13 protein-coding genes are annotated in these 15,422 nt (G+C 70.1%); 2 read left to right on the top strand and 11 right to left on the bottom strand.

What is annotated here, in order from left to right; genetic code table 11:
* Window positions 1-32 precede the first annotated feature (32 nt).
* From ACIF9R_RS01585 to ACIF9R_RS01575, 3 genes are all read right to left on the bottom strand, one after another.
* Window positions 33-701 (bottom strand): vitamin K epoxide reductase family protein, encoded by a 669-nt coding sequence (locus tag ACIF9R_RS01585; protein ID WP_399972743.1) that lies wholly within the window; start codon window positions 699-701, stop codon window positions 33-35.
* Between the two features lie 258 nt (window positions 702-959).
* Window positions 960-2,222 carry a histidine--tRNA ligase gene (hisS, locus tag ACIF9R_RS01580; protein WP_399972741.1) on the bottom strand — a complete coding sequence of 421 codons (1,263 nt, stop codon included), beginning with the start codon at window positions 2,220-2,222 and terminating at the stop codon, window positions 960-962.
* A 12-nt stretch (window positions 2,223-2,234) separates the two neighbouring features.
* Window positions 2,235-2,942 carry an MBL fold metallo-hydrolase gene (locus tag ACIF9R_RS01575; RefSeq protein WP_399972739.1) on the bottom strand — a complete coding sequence of 236 codons (708 nt, stop codon included), beginning with the start codon at window positions 2,940-2,942 and terminating at the stop codon, window positions 2,235-2,237.
* A gap of 182 nt (window positions 2,943-3,124) precedes the next feature.
* Between ACIF9R_RS01575 and ACIF9R_RS01570 the strand changes: the two genes are divergently transcribed.
* Both ACIF9R_RS01570 and ACIF9R_RS01565 read left to right on the top strand, forming a co-directional pair.
* Window positions 3,125-3,973: a peptidylprolyl isomerase gene (locus tag ACIF9R_RS01570; RefSeq protein ID WP_399972736.1), complete on the top strand. Its 849-nt coding sequence runs from the start codon at window positions 3,125-3,127 to the stop codon at window positions 3,971-3,973.
* A gap of 138 nt (window positions 3,974-4,111) precedes the next feature.
* A complete protein-coding gene (locus ACIF9R_RS01565; protein WP_399972733.1) occupies window positions 4,112-5,341 on the top strand; it encodes a DUF349 domain-containing protein in 1,230 nt (409 codons plus the stop codon).
* A gap of 687 nt (window positions 5,342-6,028) precedes the next feature.
* Here ACIF9R_RS01565 and relA read toward each other — a convergent pair.
* The 8 genes from relA to ruvC form a co-directional block, all read right to left on the bottom strand.
* Window positions 6,029-8,551, bottom strand: coding sequence for a GTP pyrophosphokinase (gene relA / locus ACIF9R_RS01560; RefSeq protein WP_399972730.1), 2,523 nt, complete (start codon window positions 8,549-8,551; stop codon window positions 6,029-6,031).
* 194 nt (window positions 8,552-8,745) lie between these two features.
* The gene (locus ACIF9R_RS01555) at window positions 8,746-9,294 is read right to left on the bottom strand and encodes an adenine phosphoribosyltransferase (protein ID WP_399972728.1); all 549 of its coding nucleotides are present in this window, start codon (window positions 9,292-9,294) and stop codon (window positions 8,746-8,748) included.
* Window positions 9,291-10,412, bottom strand: coding sequence for a protein translocase subunit SecF (gene secF / locus ACIF9R_RS01550; protein ID WP_399972725.1), 1,122 nt, complete (start codon window positions 10,410-10,412; stop codon window positions 9,291-9,293). Before secF ends, ACIF9R_RS01555 begins: the two co-directional genes overlap by 4 nt.
* A 1-nt stretch (window position 10,413) precedes the next feature.
* The gene (secD, locus tag ACIF9R_RS01545; RefSeq protein ID WP_399972722.1) at window positions 10,414-12,147 is read right to left on the bottom strand and encodes a protein translocase subunit SecD; all 1,734 of its coding nucleotides are present in this window, start codon (window positions 12,145-12,147) and stop codon (window positions 10,414-10,416) included.
* A gap of 132 nt (window positions 12,148-12,279) precedes the next feature.
* Window positions 12,280-12,771: a preprotein translocase subunit YajC gene (gene yajC, locus ACIF9R_RS01540; protein WP_399972720.1), complete on the bottom strand. Its 492-nt coding sequence runs from the start codon at window positions 12,769-12,771 to the stop codon at window positions 12,280-12,282.
* Window positions 12,772-12,936: 165 nt separating this feature from the next.
* The gene (ruvB, locus tag ACIF9R_RS01535) at window positions 12,937-14,007 is read right to left on the bottom strand and encodes a Holliday junction branch migration DNA helicase RuvB (RefSeq protein ID WP_399972717.1); all 1,071 of its coding nucleotides are present in this window, start codon (window positions 14,005-14,007) and stop codon (window positions 12,937-12,939) included.
* Window positions 14,008-14,076: 69 nt separating this feature from the next.
* The gene (gene ruvA, locus ACIF9R_RS01530) at window positions 14,077-14,682 is read right to left on the bottom strand and encodes a Holliday junction branch migration protein RuvA (protein ID WP_399972715.1); all 606 of its coding nucleotides are present in this window, start codon (window positions 14,680-14,682) and stop codon (window positions 14,077-14,079) included.
* On the bottom strand, window positions 14,679-15,245 hold the full coding sequence (ruvC, locus tag ACIF9R_RS01525; protein ID WP_399972713.1) for a crossover junction endodeoxyribonuclease RuvC: 567 nt from the start codon (window positions 15,243-15,245) through the stop codon (window positions 14,679-14,681). The genes ruvA and ruvC overlap by 4 nt, the downstream gene beginning before the upstream one ends.
* Window positions 15,246-15,422 lie beyond the last annotated feature (177 nt).

Below are 15,422 nucleotides of genomic sequence, written 5' to 3'. Positions count from 1 at the left end.
AAGCACCGCACCGACAACCCCGGGGCGGGCGGTCAGCTGGTCCAGAAGTCCCACCAGCGCGTCAGGATCAGCATCCCGATGACGCCGATGTGCAGGACCGGCAGGACCCAGGTGAACTCGCCGAAGAAGCTCTTCAGCCAGCCCGGGGCGGGCAGGAAACCCTTACGGACGTTGAACGACGTCACGTACCAGAACATGATGATCGTGGCGACCCAGGCCAGGGAGCACCACAGGCACAGGGCGTTGATCCGGTACAGGGACTGGAACATCAGCCAGGCGCAGAAGACGACGCCGAAGAGCGTGCCCGCGTTGAAGGTGAGCCAGTACCAGCGCGGGAAGCGGGCCCCGGCGAGCAGGCTCATACCGACGCAGACGACGATGCCGTAGGTGACGAGACCCAGCATCGGGTTGGGGAAGCCGAAGACGGAGGCCTGGTCGCTCTCCATCACGCTGCCGCAGGAGACGACGGGGTTCAGGCTGCACCCGGGGACGAAGGTCTCGCCTCTGACCTTGGCCTCGAGCAGCTTGAACTTGTCGAGAGTGATCACCCACGCGGCCAGCACGCCGGCGGCTCCGGTGATCACCAGGAGCAGGGCGAACGCCCGGCTCGCGCTTTCCGCGCGCGACGCCTGTGCCGGGTGCTCCGGCGAGGCCGGGGGTTCGGACTCCATGTCGACGTCCCTGACTGTCGTCTTGCTCATCACGCCGATTCCGTCACTGAGAAGTGTGGACCTGCTTCGGGCAGGTGCCATTGTGCCGTACGGGGCTGTGGGTCCGCCGTTGAGCGGGCATAAGGACATACCGGCGTTCGCCCGTGGGCGTGCGGTGACGGCCGACGCGTGTGGTGCGGCCGCACACACGATCCATCCCGTGTCCCCCGCCGGGGTGTCGCACGGACCGGCGCGGTTGACGGCGGGCGCCGGGTGCCCGTGACGGGCACCCGCGCCTGCCGCTCGCGATCAGCCGAGCCGTGACTCCAGCTCGGCCACGATCTCGTTCACGCCGACCGCCGTCTGCTCGCCGGACTCCATGTCCTTGAGCTGGACGACGCCTTCGGCGATGTCGCGTTCGCCCAGCACCAGGGCGTAGCGGGCGCCCGAGCGGTTGGCGGCCTTCATCGCCGCCTTGAGGCCCTTGTCGCCGTAGGAGAAGTCCGCCGCCACGCCGTTCTTGCGCAGCTCGGTGACCTTCGCGAACAGCACCCGGCGCGCCTCCTCGCCGAGCGGCACGGCGAACACGCTGGTGGTGGCGGGGAGTTCGAGTTCGACGCCTTCCGCCTCCAGGGCCAGCACGGTGCGGTCGACGCCGAGCGCCCAGCCGACGGACGGCAGCGCGGGGCCGCCGATCATCTCGGACAGTCCGTCGTAGCGGCCGCCGCCGCCCACCGCGGACTGCGATCCCAGGCCGTCGTGGACGAACTCGAAGGTGGTGCGCGTGTAGTAGTCCAGGCCGCGCACCAGCTTGGGATCGTCCTCGAAGGCCACGCCCGCCGCCGTGACCAGCTCACGGACCTCCTCGTGGTACGCCTTGCAGGCGTCGCAGAGGTAGTCCCGGAGCAGCGGCGCGCCGGTGAGCTGCTTCTGCACCGACTCCCGCTTGTCGTCCAGGACGCGCAGCGGGTTGATCTCCGCGCGGCGCAGCGTGTCCTCGTCCAGGTCCAGGCCGCGCAGGAAGTCCTGGAGCGCGGCCCGGTACACGGGGCGGCACTCCTTGTCGCCCAGGCTGTTCAGCAGGATGCGGAAGTCGCGCAGGCCCAGCGAGCGGTACGCCTGGTCGGCGAGGATGATCAGCTCGGCGTCCAGGGCCGGGTCCTCCGCGCCGATCGCCTCGGCGCCGACCTGGGAGAAGTGGCGGTAGCGGCCCTTCTGGGGGCGCTCGTAGCGGTAGTACGAGCCGGAGTACCAGAGCTTGACCGGGAGGTTGCCGGCCTTGTGCAGGTTGGCCTCCAGTGCGGCGCGCAGCACGGAGGCGGTGCCCTCGGGGCGCAGGGCGAGCCGGTCGCCGCCCTTGGTCTCGAAGACGTACATCTCCTTGGTCACGATGTCGGTGGACTCACCGACGCCGCGCGCGAACAGCTCGACGTTCTCGAAGCCGGGCGTCTCGATGTAGCCGTATCCGGAGCCCCGCAGCGGGGCCGCGATGGCCTCGCGGACGGCGAGGTACTTGGCGCTGTCCGGGGGGATCAGGTCGTACGTGCCCTTGGGGGCCTTGAAGGTGCTCACGGAAGTCTCTCGTCACATTCCTCGTCGGGGAGCCTCGCCGGCTCCCTGGCCGCCCGCCACCTGCCGCAGGTAGGGGTTGGTGGCGCGCTCCTGGCCGATGGTCGTCTGGGGGCCGTGGCCGGACAGCACCACGGTCGAGTCGTCGAGCGGCAGGCACACGCGGGCCAGCGAGTCGAGCATCTCGGCCATGTCACCGCCGGGCAGGTCGGTGCGTCCGATGGAGCCGGCGAACAGCAGGTCGCCCGAGAACATGACCGGCGGGATGTCCGCCGCCTCGGGCAGGCCGAAGGTCACCGACCCCTTGGTATGGCCCGGCGCGTGCGCGACGGAGAACTCCAGGCCCGCCAGTGCCAGCCGCGCGCCGTCGGTCAGTTCCTTGACGTCGTCCGGTTCCCCCATCGTCAGCTCGCCCATCAGCGGCATGCCGATGGAGCGGCCGAGGCCCTTCTCGGGGTCGCTCATCATGTAGCGGTCCTCGGGGTGGATCCAGGCGGGTACGTCGTGCGCCCCGCACACCGGGACGACCGAGGCGACATGGTCGATGTGGCCGTGGGTGAGGACGACGGCGACGGGCTTGAGGCGGTGCTTGCGGACCGCCTCCGCGACGCCGTCGGCGGCCTGGTGGCCGGGGTCGATGATCACGCACTCCTCACCGGCGGCGGGGGCGACGAGATAACAGTTCGTCCCCCAGGCCCCGGCGGGGAACCCGGCAATGAGCACGATCGTCCTTCGTTGTGTCGGTAAGGGAGGCTTGCGACCGGGCTGCGCCCGTGGTCAGAGCCTACCGGCGCTGCCGATTCCTCAGCGAACCCATATACGGTACGGGGCAACGCAGGCGGTCGGCTCACCGCACGCACGCACGCGTACCGGCCGGCACACGAGACGCATGAGGAGAGAACCCGGTGGTCAGCCAGGAACAGCGGCGGCGTCAGCTCGCCCGGGAGAAGTTCTTGCGGCAGCAGCAGCGGCGCACCGACGCGCGCCGCAAGTCGCGGATCCGCAACTCGGTGATCGCGTCCGCGCTCGGTGTGGTCCTGATCGGCAGCCTCGCGCTGTACACGACCGGGGCCCTGGATCAGGACGACGACAAGACCAACGCGAGCGCGGAGGCGACCCCGAGCGCCGCGCCGACCAGCAAGGCTCCGGACCCGTGCGACAAGCCCGCCGAGGGCAAGGTCGCGTCGCAGACGTGGAAGAAGGAGCCGGCGATGTCCATCGACGAGTCGGCGAAGTACACCATGAAGCTGGACACGACCTGCGGTGAGATAGACGTGGCGCTGAAGGCGTCGGCGGCGCCGCACACCGTCAACTCCTTCGACTTCCTCGCGAACAAGGGCTACTTCGACCACACCAAGTGCCACCGGCTGACCGACACGGGCATCTTCGTGCTGCAGTGCGGCGATCCGCAGGGCACCGGAGCGGGCGGACCCGGCTACACGATTCCCGACGAGAATCTGAAGGACCCGAGCCTGAAGGGCAATGTGTACCCGGCCGGCACGGTCGCGATGGCCAACCAGTACAACGCGCAGACGCAGCAGGGGCGCGACAGCGGGGGCAGTCAGTTCTTCCTGGTCTACCAGGACAGTCAGCTGCCGCCCGACTACACACCGTTCGGCACGGTGTCCGAGGCGGGGATGAAGGTGCTGAAGAAGATCGCGGACGCCGGTGCCCAGCCCATGGACCCCGCGACCGGGAATACCGCACCCAACGCGACGGTCGTCATCAACAAGGCGACGGTCACGAAATCCTGATCCCCAACTGCGGAATTTCGGTCGCGCGGGATGCGGACAGGCATCCCGTCGGTCGCCTATGTTGGCCGTGACGAAACTGTGGACGATGCCCGGGGGAGCTCACAGGCCCCCTCGACGGCATCATGTGGAGGAGGCGCTGTGAGCAGCGACCCGTGGGGCCGCGTCGACGAGACGGGGACCGTGTACGTGCGTACGGCCGACGGCGAGCAGGTCGTCGGTTCCTGGCAGGCCGGCTCCCCCGAGGAGGCTCTGGCCTACTTCGAGCGCAAGTACGAGGGCCTGGTTGTCGAGATCGGCCTCCTCGAGAAGCGAGTGAAGACCACCGACCTGTCGTCCAAGGACGCCCAGACCGCAATCGGGCACCTGCGCGGACAGGTCGACGCCCATCACGCGGTCGGTGACCTGGACGCCCTCAGGGCCCGGCTGGACAAGCTCGTGGAGCTGGTGGAAGCGCGCCGCGAGGAGCGCAAGGCGCAGCGTGCCAAGCAGTCGGACGAAGCGCGCCATGCCAAGGAGGCGCTGGTCGTCGAGGCGGAGGAGCTGGCCCGGTCCGATCAGTGGCGGGTGGCCGGTGAGCGGCTGCGGTCCCTGGTGGACACCTGGAAGGGCCTGCCGCGGCTGGACCGCAAGTCCGACGACGAGCTGTGGCACCGGTTCTCGCACGCGCGGTCGGCGTTCTCCAAGCGGCGCAAGCAGCACTTCGCGCAGCTGGACGCGCAGCGCGAAGAGGCCCGCAGGACCAAGGAACGGCTGGTCGCCGAGGCCGAGTCGCTGTCGAGCTCGACGGACTGGGGGCCGACGGCCGCCCGCTACCGCGATCTGATGACGGAGTGGAAGGCCGCGGGCCGCGCCCAGCGCGAGCACGAGGAGGACCTGTGGAACCGCTTCCGCGGTGCCCAGGACGTCTTCTTCGCCGCCCGCAGCTCGGTGTTCGCCGAGCGGGACGCCGAGCAGGCGGAGAACCTCAAGCTGAAGGAGGAACTGGCCGGGGAGGCCGAGAAGCTGCTGCCGATCTCGGATCTGAAGGCCTCACGGGCCGCGTTCCGCGCGATCAACGAGCGCTGGGAGGCCATCGGCCATGTGCCGCGGGACGCCCGCCCGAAGGTCGAGGGCCGGATGCACACCGTGGAGCGGGCCCTGCAGGAGGCCGAGGAGGCCGAGTGGCGCCGGACGAACCCGGAGGCACGCGCGCGTGCCGCGGGTCTGACCGGTCAGCTGCAGGCCGCCGTGGACAAGCTGAAGGGCCAGGCGGAGCAGGCCCGCGCGCAGGGCAACACCGCCAAGGCGGAGAAGCTCGAGCGTGAGCTGGAGGGCCGCCAGGCCCTGCTGGACCAGGCGCTGAAGGGTCTGCAGGAGTTCGGCGGCTGAGCCTTCGGGATCCGCGCGCGCGACAGGGGGCTGCCGTACCTGGGGTACGGCAGCCCCCTCCGTGTGACCGGGGCGGGTCGCATCCCTCGTGCGGGATTGTTCTTCGACGCCGCCTCGACGCGCATCGTCTCCTCAGCCAGAGCGCGAGCCGCCGGGCCGTCGTAGCGCACCTGGCACCGCTCACTCACCCACGACCGGTACCGCTCCGCCGTCCGGCCCGACGTGTACACCGGCAACGGGCTCTCCGGCAGCTCCACCGCCCGGCGCCGACGCGGACGCCGCCGCCCTTCCCGACCGATCCCCCGTGGCTCCGTCGACGGTTTGCCGCACTCCCCCGCCACTCGGCTCGGCCGACGCGGGAGGGACCCGGGCGCAGGGACTCCGATCGCGTCGACGCCCTCCTCCGCCGTGCGGCCGACCGCACCGGCCCCGGCTCGCCGGCACGTGTGGGAGCCACCTCCGCCGATGGCGTCCCGCCCGGTGGTGCAGCGAATCAAGGCGCCGGAATCCGCAGGCCAGGGGCGGTGCCCGCGCGCCGTCCGACGTTCCACGCGCCTCAACGGGACGCTTCCCGGGCTGCCGTCTCCACGGAGATCGCCACGGGCCTCGAACCGGAACGCGCCATGCGTGATCCCCTGCACCACGTCGTGGGGCACGACCCCTCCGCCTGCCCCCGCCGGAGAGGCGCTAGGTGCGGTTGCGGGCCGAGGTCACGCGGTAGACGTCGTAGACGCCCTCCACGCCCCGTACGGCCTTCAGGACGTGGCCCAAGTGCTTGGGGTCGCCCATCTCGAAGGTGAAGCGGGAGGTGGCCACCCGGTCGCGGGAGGTCTGGACGGCCGCGGACAGGATGTTGACGTGCTGGTCGGACAGGACGCGGGTGACGTCCGACAGCAGCCGGGAGCGGTCCAGGGCCTCGACCTGGATGGCCACCAGGAAGACCGAGGACTGGGTGGGGGCCCACTCGACCGCGAGGATCCGCTCCGGCTCACGGGACAGCGAGTCGACGTTGACGCAGTCGCTGCGGTGCACCGAGACTCCGCTGCCCCGGGTCACGAAGCCGATGATCGGGTCTCCGGGCACCGGCGTGCAGCAGCGGGCCAGCTTGACCCAGACGTCCTCGACCCCCTTGACGACGACGCCGGGGTCGGTACTGGAGCGGCGCTTGCGGCTGCGGGCCGGCGGGACCGACTCGTCGATCTCCTCGGTGGCCGCCTCCTCGCCGCCGAGGGCCTGGACGAGCTTCTGCACGATGTTCTGTGCGGAGACATGGCCCTCGCCGATCGCCGCGTACAGCGCGGAGATGTCCGAGTAGCGCATCTCGTGCGCCAGGGTGACCAGGGAGTCGCCGGTGAGGATGCGCTGGATGGGCAGGTTCTGCTTGCGCATCGCGCGGACGATCGAGTCCTTGCCGTGCTCGATGGCCTCGTCGCGGCGTTCCTTGGAGAACCAGGCGCGGATCTTGTTGCGGGCGCGCGGCGACTTGACGAAGCCGAGCCAGTCGCGGGAGGGGCCGGCGCCGGCCGCCTTGGAGGTGAAGACCTCCACCAGGTCGCCGTTGTCGAGGGTCGACTCCAGCGGGACGAGACGCCCGTTGACCCGGGCCCCTATGGTGCGGTGGCCGACCTCGGTGTGGACCGCGTACGCGAAGTCCACGGGGGTGGCACCGGCGGGCAGTGCTATGACGTCACCCTTGGGGGTGAAGACGAAGACCTCGTTGCGGGACAGGTCGAAGCGCAGGGACTCCAGGAACTCGCCCGGGTCCTCGGTCTCCTTCTGCCAGTCCAGGAGCTGCCGCAGCCACGCCATGTCGTTGATGGCGTCCTTGTCCTTGCCGGAGCTCTTGGGCACGTCGGTGCGGACCTTGGAGGCGCCGGCGACGGCCTCCTGCTTGTACTTCCAGTGCGCGGCGATGCCGTACTCCGCGCGGCGGTGCATGTCGAAGGTGCGGATCTGCAGCTCGACGGGCTTGCCGCCGGGGCCGATGACCGTGGTGTGCAGCGACTGGTACATGTTGAACTTGGGCATCGCGATGTAGTCCTTGAACCGGCCGGGGACCGGGTTCCATCGCGCGTGCACCGTGCCGAGGGCCGCGTAGCAGTCGCGGACGGTGTCCACGAGCACGCGGATGCCCACCAGGTCGTAGATCTCCGCGAAGTCACGGCCGCGGACGATCATCTTCTGGTAGACGCTGTAGTAGTGCTTGGGGCGGCCGGTGACGGTGGCCTTGATACGGGCCGCCCTGAGGTCCTGCTGCACCTCGTCGGTGACGATGGCGAGGTACTCGTCCCGCTTGGGGGCACGCTCGGCGACCAGGCGGACGATCTCGTCGTACATCTTGGGATAGAGGATCGCGAAGGCGAGGTCCTCCAGCTCCCACTTGATGGTGTTCATGCCCAGGCGGTGGGCCAGCGGCGCGTAGATCTCCAGGGTCTCGCGCGCCTTCTTCTCCTGCTTCTCGCGCTTGAGGTAGCGCATGGTGCGCATGTTGTGCAGGCGGTCGGCGAGCTTGATGACCAGGACACGGGGGTCCTTGGCCATGGCGACGACCATCTTGCGCACGGTCTCGGCCTGCGCGGCCTCGCCGAACTTGACCTTGTCCAGCTTGGTGACGCCGTCGACGAGCAGGGTGACCACGTCGCCGAAGTCCCGGCGCAAGTCCTCCAGCCCGTACTCGGTGTCCTCCACGGTGTCGTGCAACAGGCCGGCCATCAGCGTGGCCGGGTCCATGCCCAGCTCGGCGAGGATGGTGGTGACGGCGAGCGGGTGCGTGATGTACGGGTCACCGCTCTTGCGCTTCTGGCCGCGGTGCCAGCGCTCGGCGACCTGGTAGGCGCGCTCGATCTGGCGCAGCGTGGCGTTCTCGATCTTGGGGTCGTTGCCCCGGACGATGCGCAGCAGCGGCTCCAGCACCGGGTTGTACGGGTTGGCGCGCTGGACACCGAGCCGGGCGAGGCGGGCGCGGACGCGGTTGGAGGAGCCGGAGCGGGCGGGCTGGCCGGTGTTGGGGCGGGCCACGGCGGCCGAGCGCTCGGGAGGGGAGGGCTTGGGGTGCGGCTGCTCCGGCTTGTCGACCGGGGTGGACGGGACGTGCTGGACCGGCCCACGCGCGTCGTTCTTCGCGTGGGGCGCGCTCGGCGCGGGCTTCGCCGCGGCCGCCGAGGCGGACTCGGGCTTGGCCGCGGTCAGATGCTGGGCCTCGTCTGGCAAGAGGACTCCTCGTGCACGATCCGGGTCCCCCGGTCAGGCTCCGGAGACCCCATGGTAGCGATCCCTTGCCCGCGGTTCGCCTTCGGAGCGGTGTGAGGACCGTCTACCCGGGAAACGCACGAGGCGGACACCGGATTCCTCCGGTGTCCGCCCGCGTGCTGCGACAGAGGCAGATGTGACTGTTCCGTAGCCGGTCAGACCGTGAGCAGCGCCTCCAGCGGGGCGCCCGCCAGGGCCGGCTCCACCCGGGCCCGGCCGCCGAGGAAACCGAGTTCCATCAGCACGGCGAGGCCCGCGACCTCGGCGCCCGCCCTGCGGATGAGCTCGATCGACGCCTCGGCCGTGCCGCCCGTGGCGAGGACGTCGTCGACCACCAGGATCCGGTCGCCGGAGTTCAGATCCTCCGCGTGCACCTCGATCTCGGCGGAGCCGTACTCCAGGTCGTACGCCTGGCTGAGGGTCGCTCCGGGGAGCTTGCCCGCCTTGCGTACGGGGATGAAGCCGAGGCCCGCGCGGACGGCGACCGGGGCGCCGAGGATGAAGCCCCGGGCCTCCAGACCGACGACCTTGGTGGCACCGGTGCTCCGGGCGATACCGGCGAAGGCGTCGCTGAGCGCGGAGAACGCTTCCGGATCCGCCAGGAGCGGGGTGATGTCCTTGAACATCACACCCGGTTCCGGGTAGTCCGCCACGTCCCGGATGCGGCTGAGCAGCAGAGCCGGGATGTCGGTGAGCTCGGTCATCGGCGCTTCCCCGAAGGACGTCCCCGGCCACGGGCACGGGAGGCGGGCCGGCCGCGCGGTCCGACGACCGCCGGCGTGGCGTCCTCGGCGTCGTCGCCGTGGTCCCCGCCGGTGACGGTGGCCATCTGCGGGCCCTCGTCCCCGTCCGCGCCGTGGGCGCGCTTGGCCATGACCCGCTTCTTCAGGGACTTCATGCCCGGCTCGAGCTCCTTGAGGTCGGCGACGAGCGGGGTGGCGATGAAGATGGACGAGTACGCGCCGGCGGCGAGGCCGACGAACAGCGACAGCGAGATGTCGTTGAGCATGCCCGCGCCGAGGACACCGCCACCGATGAACAGCAGGCCTCCCACCGGCAGCAGCGCGACCACCGTGGTGTTGACGGAGCGGACCAGGGTGCTGTTGATGGAGCGGTTGGCGATCTCGCTGTAGGTCCAGCGGGTCTGTTTGGTGATGTCCCTCGTCTGCTCCTTGAGGCTGTCGAACACGACGACCGTGTCGTACAGCGAGTAGCCGAGGATGGTCAGCAGACCGATCACCGTGCCCGGTGTGACCTCGAAACCGACGAGTGCGTAGATGCCGACGGTGATCGTGATGTCGTGGATCAGCGCCACGAACGCGGCGACCGCCATGCGCCACTCGAAGGCGATCGCCAGATAGATCACGACGAGGACCATGAAGATGCCGAGGCCCTGCCAGGCCTTGTTGGCGATCTGTTCACCCCAGCTGGGACCGACCAGCTCGGCGTTGATCTGCTCGGCGTCGACCTTGAGGTCCTCGGCGAGGGTGTCCTTGATCTTGTCCGAGGTGCCGGTGTCGATACCGGCGACCTGGATGCGCATGCTGCCGTCGCCGAGCTGCTGAACGATGGCGTCGTGACCGGAGGCTTCCTCCGCGTACCTCTCGGCCGTGGCGACCGAGACGCTCATGTTCTTCGGGGTGGTGAAGACCGCTCCGCCCTGGAACTCGATGCCCATGTGCAGGCCGCGCACCGCCAGGCCGGCGATGGCCAGGATGGTGATCAGGATGGAGACGCCGTACCAGATCTTGCGGTTCTTGATGAAGTCGTAGCCGACCTCGCCGTGGTGCAGCCGGGCCCCGAGGGTGCCGAGTCTCGACATCTCACGCCTCCTTCGTCTGGACGGGAGCGGAGGGACGACGGGTGCGGCGCAGGGGCGGTTTCGCGCCCAGCGCCTTCGGGTCGAGTCCGGACCACTTGTGGCCGCTCGCGAAGAACTTCCGGCGGGCCATCAGTGTGAGCAGGGGCTTGGTGAAGAAGAAGACCACGACGACGTCGAGCACGGTGGTCAGGCCGAGCGTGAACGCGAAGCCCTGCACCTTGCCGACGGTGACGACGAAGAGCACCGCGGCGGCGAGGAACGACACGAAGTCGGAGACCAGGATGGTGCGCCGGGCGCGCGGCCAGGCCCGCTCCACGGCGGGGCGCAGCGTGCGGCCCTCCCGGATCTCGTCCCGGACCCGTTCGAAGAACACGATGAACGAGTCGGCCGTGATGCCGATCGCGACGATGGCACCACACACGGCCGGCAGGTTCAGCGCGAAGCCGATGGCCGGGCCGAGCAGCGACATGATCACGTAGGTGAGGGCCGCGGAGACCAGCAGGGAGGCGATGGCGATGAACGACAGGCCGCGGTAGTAGAGCAGCAGGTAGAGCACGACCAGGGCGAGGCCGATGGCGCCCGCGATCAGACCGGCCCTGAGCTGCTCACCGCCGAGCGCGGCGGTGACGGTGGTGACACTGTCCTCGCGGAAGGTGATGGGCAGGGAACCATAGGACAGGATATTGGCCAGGTTCTTGGCCTCTTCCTGCTGAAAACTGCCGGAGATCTCGGCTTTGCCACTCAGGGATTGACTGACATAGGGATTGGAGACGACGTCTCCGTCCAGGACGATGGCGAACTCATTCTGCGGGGACTGGTTCTGTGCCAGTTTGCCGGTGATACTCGCGAACTTCTTGGAGCCACCGCCAGTGAAGTCCAGAGTAACCTTCCACCCTGCGCCGCCCTGCGTGTCGAAGACGGCATCTGCCTCATCGATGTCTCCGCCGTCGACCTCGGCCGGGCCGAGCAGATACTTCTGCCACTGCCCTTCTGAGACCTGGCCGCACGCCACAGTGGGCTCGGTGGGCTTGACATCCTTGCCTGCCTTGACCCGCTCTGCGGGCTTGGCGCAGTCCAGCACGGCGTACTTGGCCTGGAGCTCGCTGTTCTCTTTGGAGTCGCTGTTCGCGCCCGTGGAGGCAGAGGCACTTGCGGAGGCTGAGCCGCTCGGCGTCGGGTCGGCCTTCAACGCATCGGTGACCGCGCGGCCCTGGGACGTGGCGGTGGGAGACGGTGTGGACGAAGTCGCCTTGTCCCCGTCCTTGTCGGCACCCCCACTCGACGTGGCACTCGGGGACGCGCTGGGCTCGGGCGTTGCGGCGGGGCCGGCCAGGTCCCTGGTCAGGACCGGGCGGAAGTAGAGCTTGGCGGTGGTGCCGACCTGTTCCCGGGCCTGCTTGGAATTCGTGCCCTTGGGAATGTTGACGATGATGTTGCGGGTGCCCTGCGTCTGGACCTCGGCCTCGGAGACACCGAGACCGTTGACACGCCGCTCCATGATGGAGACCGCGGTGTCCATGTTGGTCTTGTTGATCGCGGACTCCTGGCCGGCCTCGGGGACGGCCGCCAGGGTGATACTCGTACCACCGGCCAGGTCGATGCCGAGACGCGGAGTGGTGTGCCCTGAGGCGAACATTCCCCCGGTGAGCGCCACGATGGCGATCAGGATGAGAGCCAGCGAGCGCCACGGCTTACTTGTGGCGCTCGCGTTCTTTCCCTTTTTGAGTGCTGCCACCTTCTCGTACTCCCTCTCGGGCCGCCGCGCGCCGGGTCGGGGCGCGGGCGGCCATGACATGGTGTCGGGATTCCGTGCGAGCTGGGCATGTCCCGGGGCGCGCGGGTGCTACCCGCGCGCCCCGGGACATGACTACTTCGCTTCGGAGTCGCCCTCGGACTTCTTCGGCTGCGCGTCCGCCTTCGCCTCGTCGGCGGTGTCGGCCTGCTCGTCGGCCGCGTCCTTCTTGCCGAGGTCAACAGGCGTGTCGTCGGAGGCGGCAACGTCGGAGGAGTCGTCGGTCTCGGTGAGGGAGGAGGCGTCGTCGGGGACGACGTCGGCATCGGACTTCAGATCGTGCTCGATGCCGTGGACGATGCGGTTGTACTCGTCGTCGGTCAGGACGGCACCGATCGAGTTCTTCGCGAACAGCAGCTCCACACCCGGGCCGGCGTCGAGCAGGACCGTGTCCTCGCTGACCTCCTTGACCGTGGCATACATGCCCCCGATGGTGCGGACGCCGGAACCGGGCTGCATCTGGTTCCGCATGTCGATGGCCTGCTGCTGCTTCTTCTTGGCCGACCGGGTCATCAGGAACATGGCCCCGATGAGCACAATGAACGGGAGGAGGGTCAGGAGACTCACGGGTCGGAACTTCCTTCACACGACCGCGATGGTGAACGGCCTGATGGTTGGGGGTATGTGATGCCGCCGGCAACGGTGGCATCGGCGGAGTCTAAGCGAGTCCGCACCAAGGGAACAACGCTCAGCATCGCACCCGGGTTCCTGCCCGGGCCAGCGCACCCGCGCTCACGCCCCGAACAGGTTCCCTTGTCCGTTTCCGGCGGCCTGGGAGTGGGGCGGTGTGAGACCGAGGTGCGCCCACGCCGCCGGGGTGGCGACCCGTCCGCGCGGAGTGCGGGCGAGCAGTCCCTCGCGTACCAGGAAGGGCTCCGCCACCTCCTCCACGGTCTCACGTTCCTCCCCCACCGCGACAGCGAGCGTGGAGAGGCCGACCGGTCCGCCGCCGAACAGCTTGAGCAGGGCCTCGAGCACCCCCCGGTCCAGTCGGTCGAGGCCCCGGGCGTCGACCTCGTAGACGGCGAGGGCGGCCGCGGCGATGTCCTTGGTGATCAGTCCGTCGGCCTTGACCTGCGCGTAGTCCCGGACGCGGCGCAGGAGACGGTTGGCGATACGGGGCGTGCCGCGGGACCGGCCGGCGATCTCCGCGGCGCCGTCCGCCTCGATCTCCACGTCGAGCAGGCTCGCCGAGCGGTGCACGACCCGCTCCAGCTCGGCCGGCTCGTAGAACTCCATGTGCGCGGTGAAGCCGAAGCGGTCGCGCAGCGGGGGCGGCAGCAGACCGGCCCGGGTGGTGGCGCCGACCAGGGTGAAGGGGGGCAGCTCGAGGGGGATGGCGGTGGCGCCGGGGCCCTTGCCGACGATGACGTCGACGCGGAAGTCCTCCATCGCCATGTAGAGCATCTCCTCGGCGGGCCTCGACATGCGGTGGATCTCGTCGAGGAAGAGGACCTCGCCCTCCTGCAGGGAGGAGAGGATCGCGGCGAGGTCGCCGGCGTGCTGGATGGCCGGGCCCGAGGTGATGCGGATGGGCGCTTCCATCTCGGCGGCGATGATCATCGACAGGGTGGTCTTGCCGAGGCCGGGGGCGCCGGAGAGCAGTACGTGGTCGGCGGTGGCACCGCGCGCGCGGGCGGCGCGCAGGACGAGGTCCAGTTGCTCACGGACCTTCTCCTGGCCGATGAACTCGCCCAGGTCCTTGGGACGCAGGGCGGCCTCGACGGCCTGGTCCTCACCGTCGGCGGACGCACCGACGAGCCGCTCCCCTTCGGAGGTGTCGGTCGTGTCGTCCCAGTTCATGTGCGTGTGCCTCAGCTCTCCGTACGGGCTCTCGGGCGCGGCGTGCCGGGCGGGGGCCCGGCCCGCGGGCTATCGGGCGCGGTTCAGTGTCTGCAGGGCGGCTTTCAGCAGCTGCCCCACCTGCGGGGTGCCCCCGGCGGCCTCCGCCTGGGGCGCCACCGCGGACACGGCCTCGTCGGCCTCGCGGGTCGCGTACCCGAGGCCGATGAGTGCGGCGTGCAACTGGTCGCGCCAGCCGGTGCCGGCCGGTGCGCCGACGGCGGGGGCGCCGACCGGCGCGCCGAGGCGGTCCTTCAGCTCCAGGAGCAGCTTCTGGGCGCCCTTCTTGCCGATGCCGGGGACGGCGGTCAGCGCCTTCTCGTCGCCCGTGGCGACGGCTCCGCGCAGCGCGTCGGGGGCGTGCACGGCGAGCATCGCCTGGGCCAGCCGGGGTCCGACGCCGCTGGCGGTCTGGAGCAACTCGAAGACCTGGCGCTCGTCGTCGTCGGCGAAGCCGTACAGGGTCAGCGAGTCCTCGCGGACGACGAGGGAGGTGGCGAGTTTGGCCGGCTCGCCGACGCGGAGCGTGGACAGGGTGTTCGGCGTGCACTGGACGGCCATGCCGACGCCGCCGACCTCGACCACCGCGGCGTTGGGGGCGAGGGCGGCGACCGTGCCGCTGACGAAGGCGATCATGTCGTACGGCCTTTCGATGCGTGCGGGGCTTGTGCCGCGCGGGTGGCTTTCGAGGCGTGCAGGGCGGCGGCCCGCTGGAGCCGGTTCTGGGCGGGAGCGCGCCAGATGTGGCAGATGGCGAGGGCGAGGGCGTCCGCGGCGTCGGCGGGCTTCGGAGGTGCGGCGAGCCGCAGCAGCCGGGTGACCATGGCACCGACCTGGGCCTTGTCGGCGCGGCCCGAGCCGGTGACGGCGGCCTTGACCTCGCTGGGCGTGTGCAGGGCCACGGGGATGCCGCGGCGGGAGGCGCACAGGATCGCCACCGCGCTGGCCTGCGCGGTGCCCATCACCGTACGCACGTTGTGCTGGCTGAAGACGCGCTCCACGGCGACGCAGTCGGGCCGGTGCTCGTCCAGCCACTGTTCGAGGCCCCGCTCGACGGCGACGAGGCGGTGTCCGAGGTCGTGGTCCGCAGCGGTGCGGACCACTCCCACGCCGAGCATGGTGAGCGGCCGGCCGGCGACGCCCTCCACGACGCCCACACCGCACCGGGTCAGTCCCGGGTCCACCCCCAGTACCCGCACGCGCCGGCCCCTTTCCCCTCTTCGCGGCTGAACCGCCGCCGCTCTCGCGACCTGGTCGAGCGCCCTAGGGTCCCCCGGTTCGTGGCCGGCGGCCCCTGGGCGGTGATCTTCTGCCGCGAGCCAGGCTATCGGCCGCCACTGACAGAAGCGGCGGGCCCATGGGGAGATGTCCCCCGA

Source organism: Streptomyces sp. NPDC086080 (assembly GCF_044540255.1).
Taxonomy (GTDB): Bacteria; Actinomycetota; Actinomycetes; order Streptomycetales; family Streptomycetaceae; genus Streptomyces.
The sequence above is the reverse complement of the archived record's forward strand: the minus strand, read 5'-3'. Positions and strand labels throughout refer to the sequence as shown.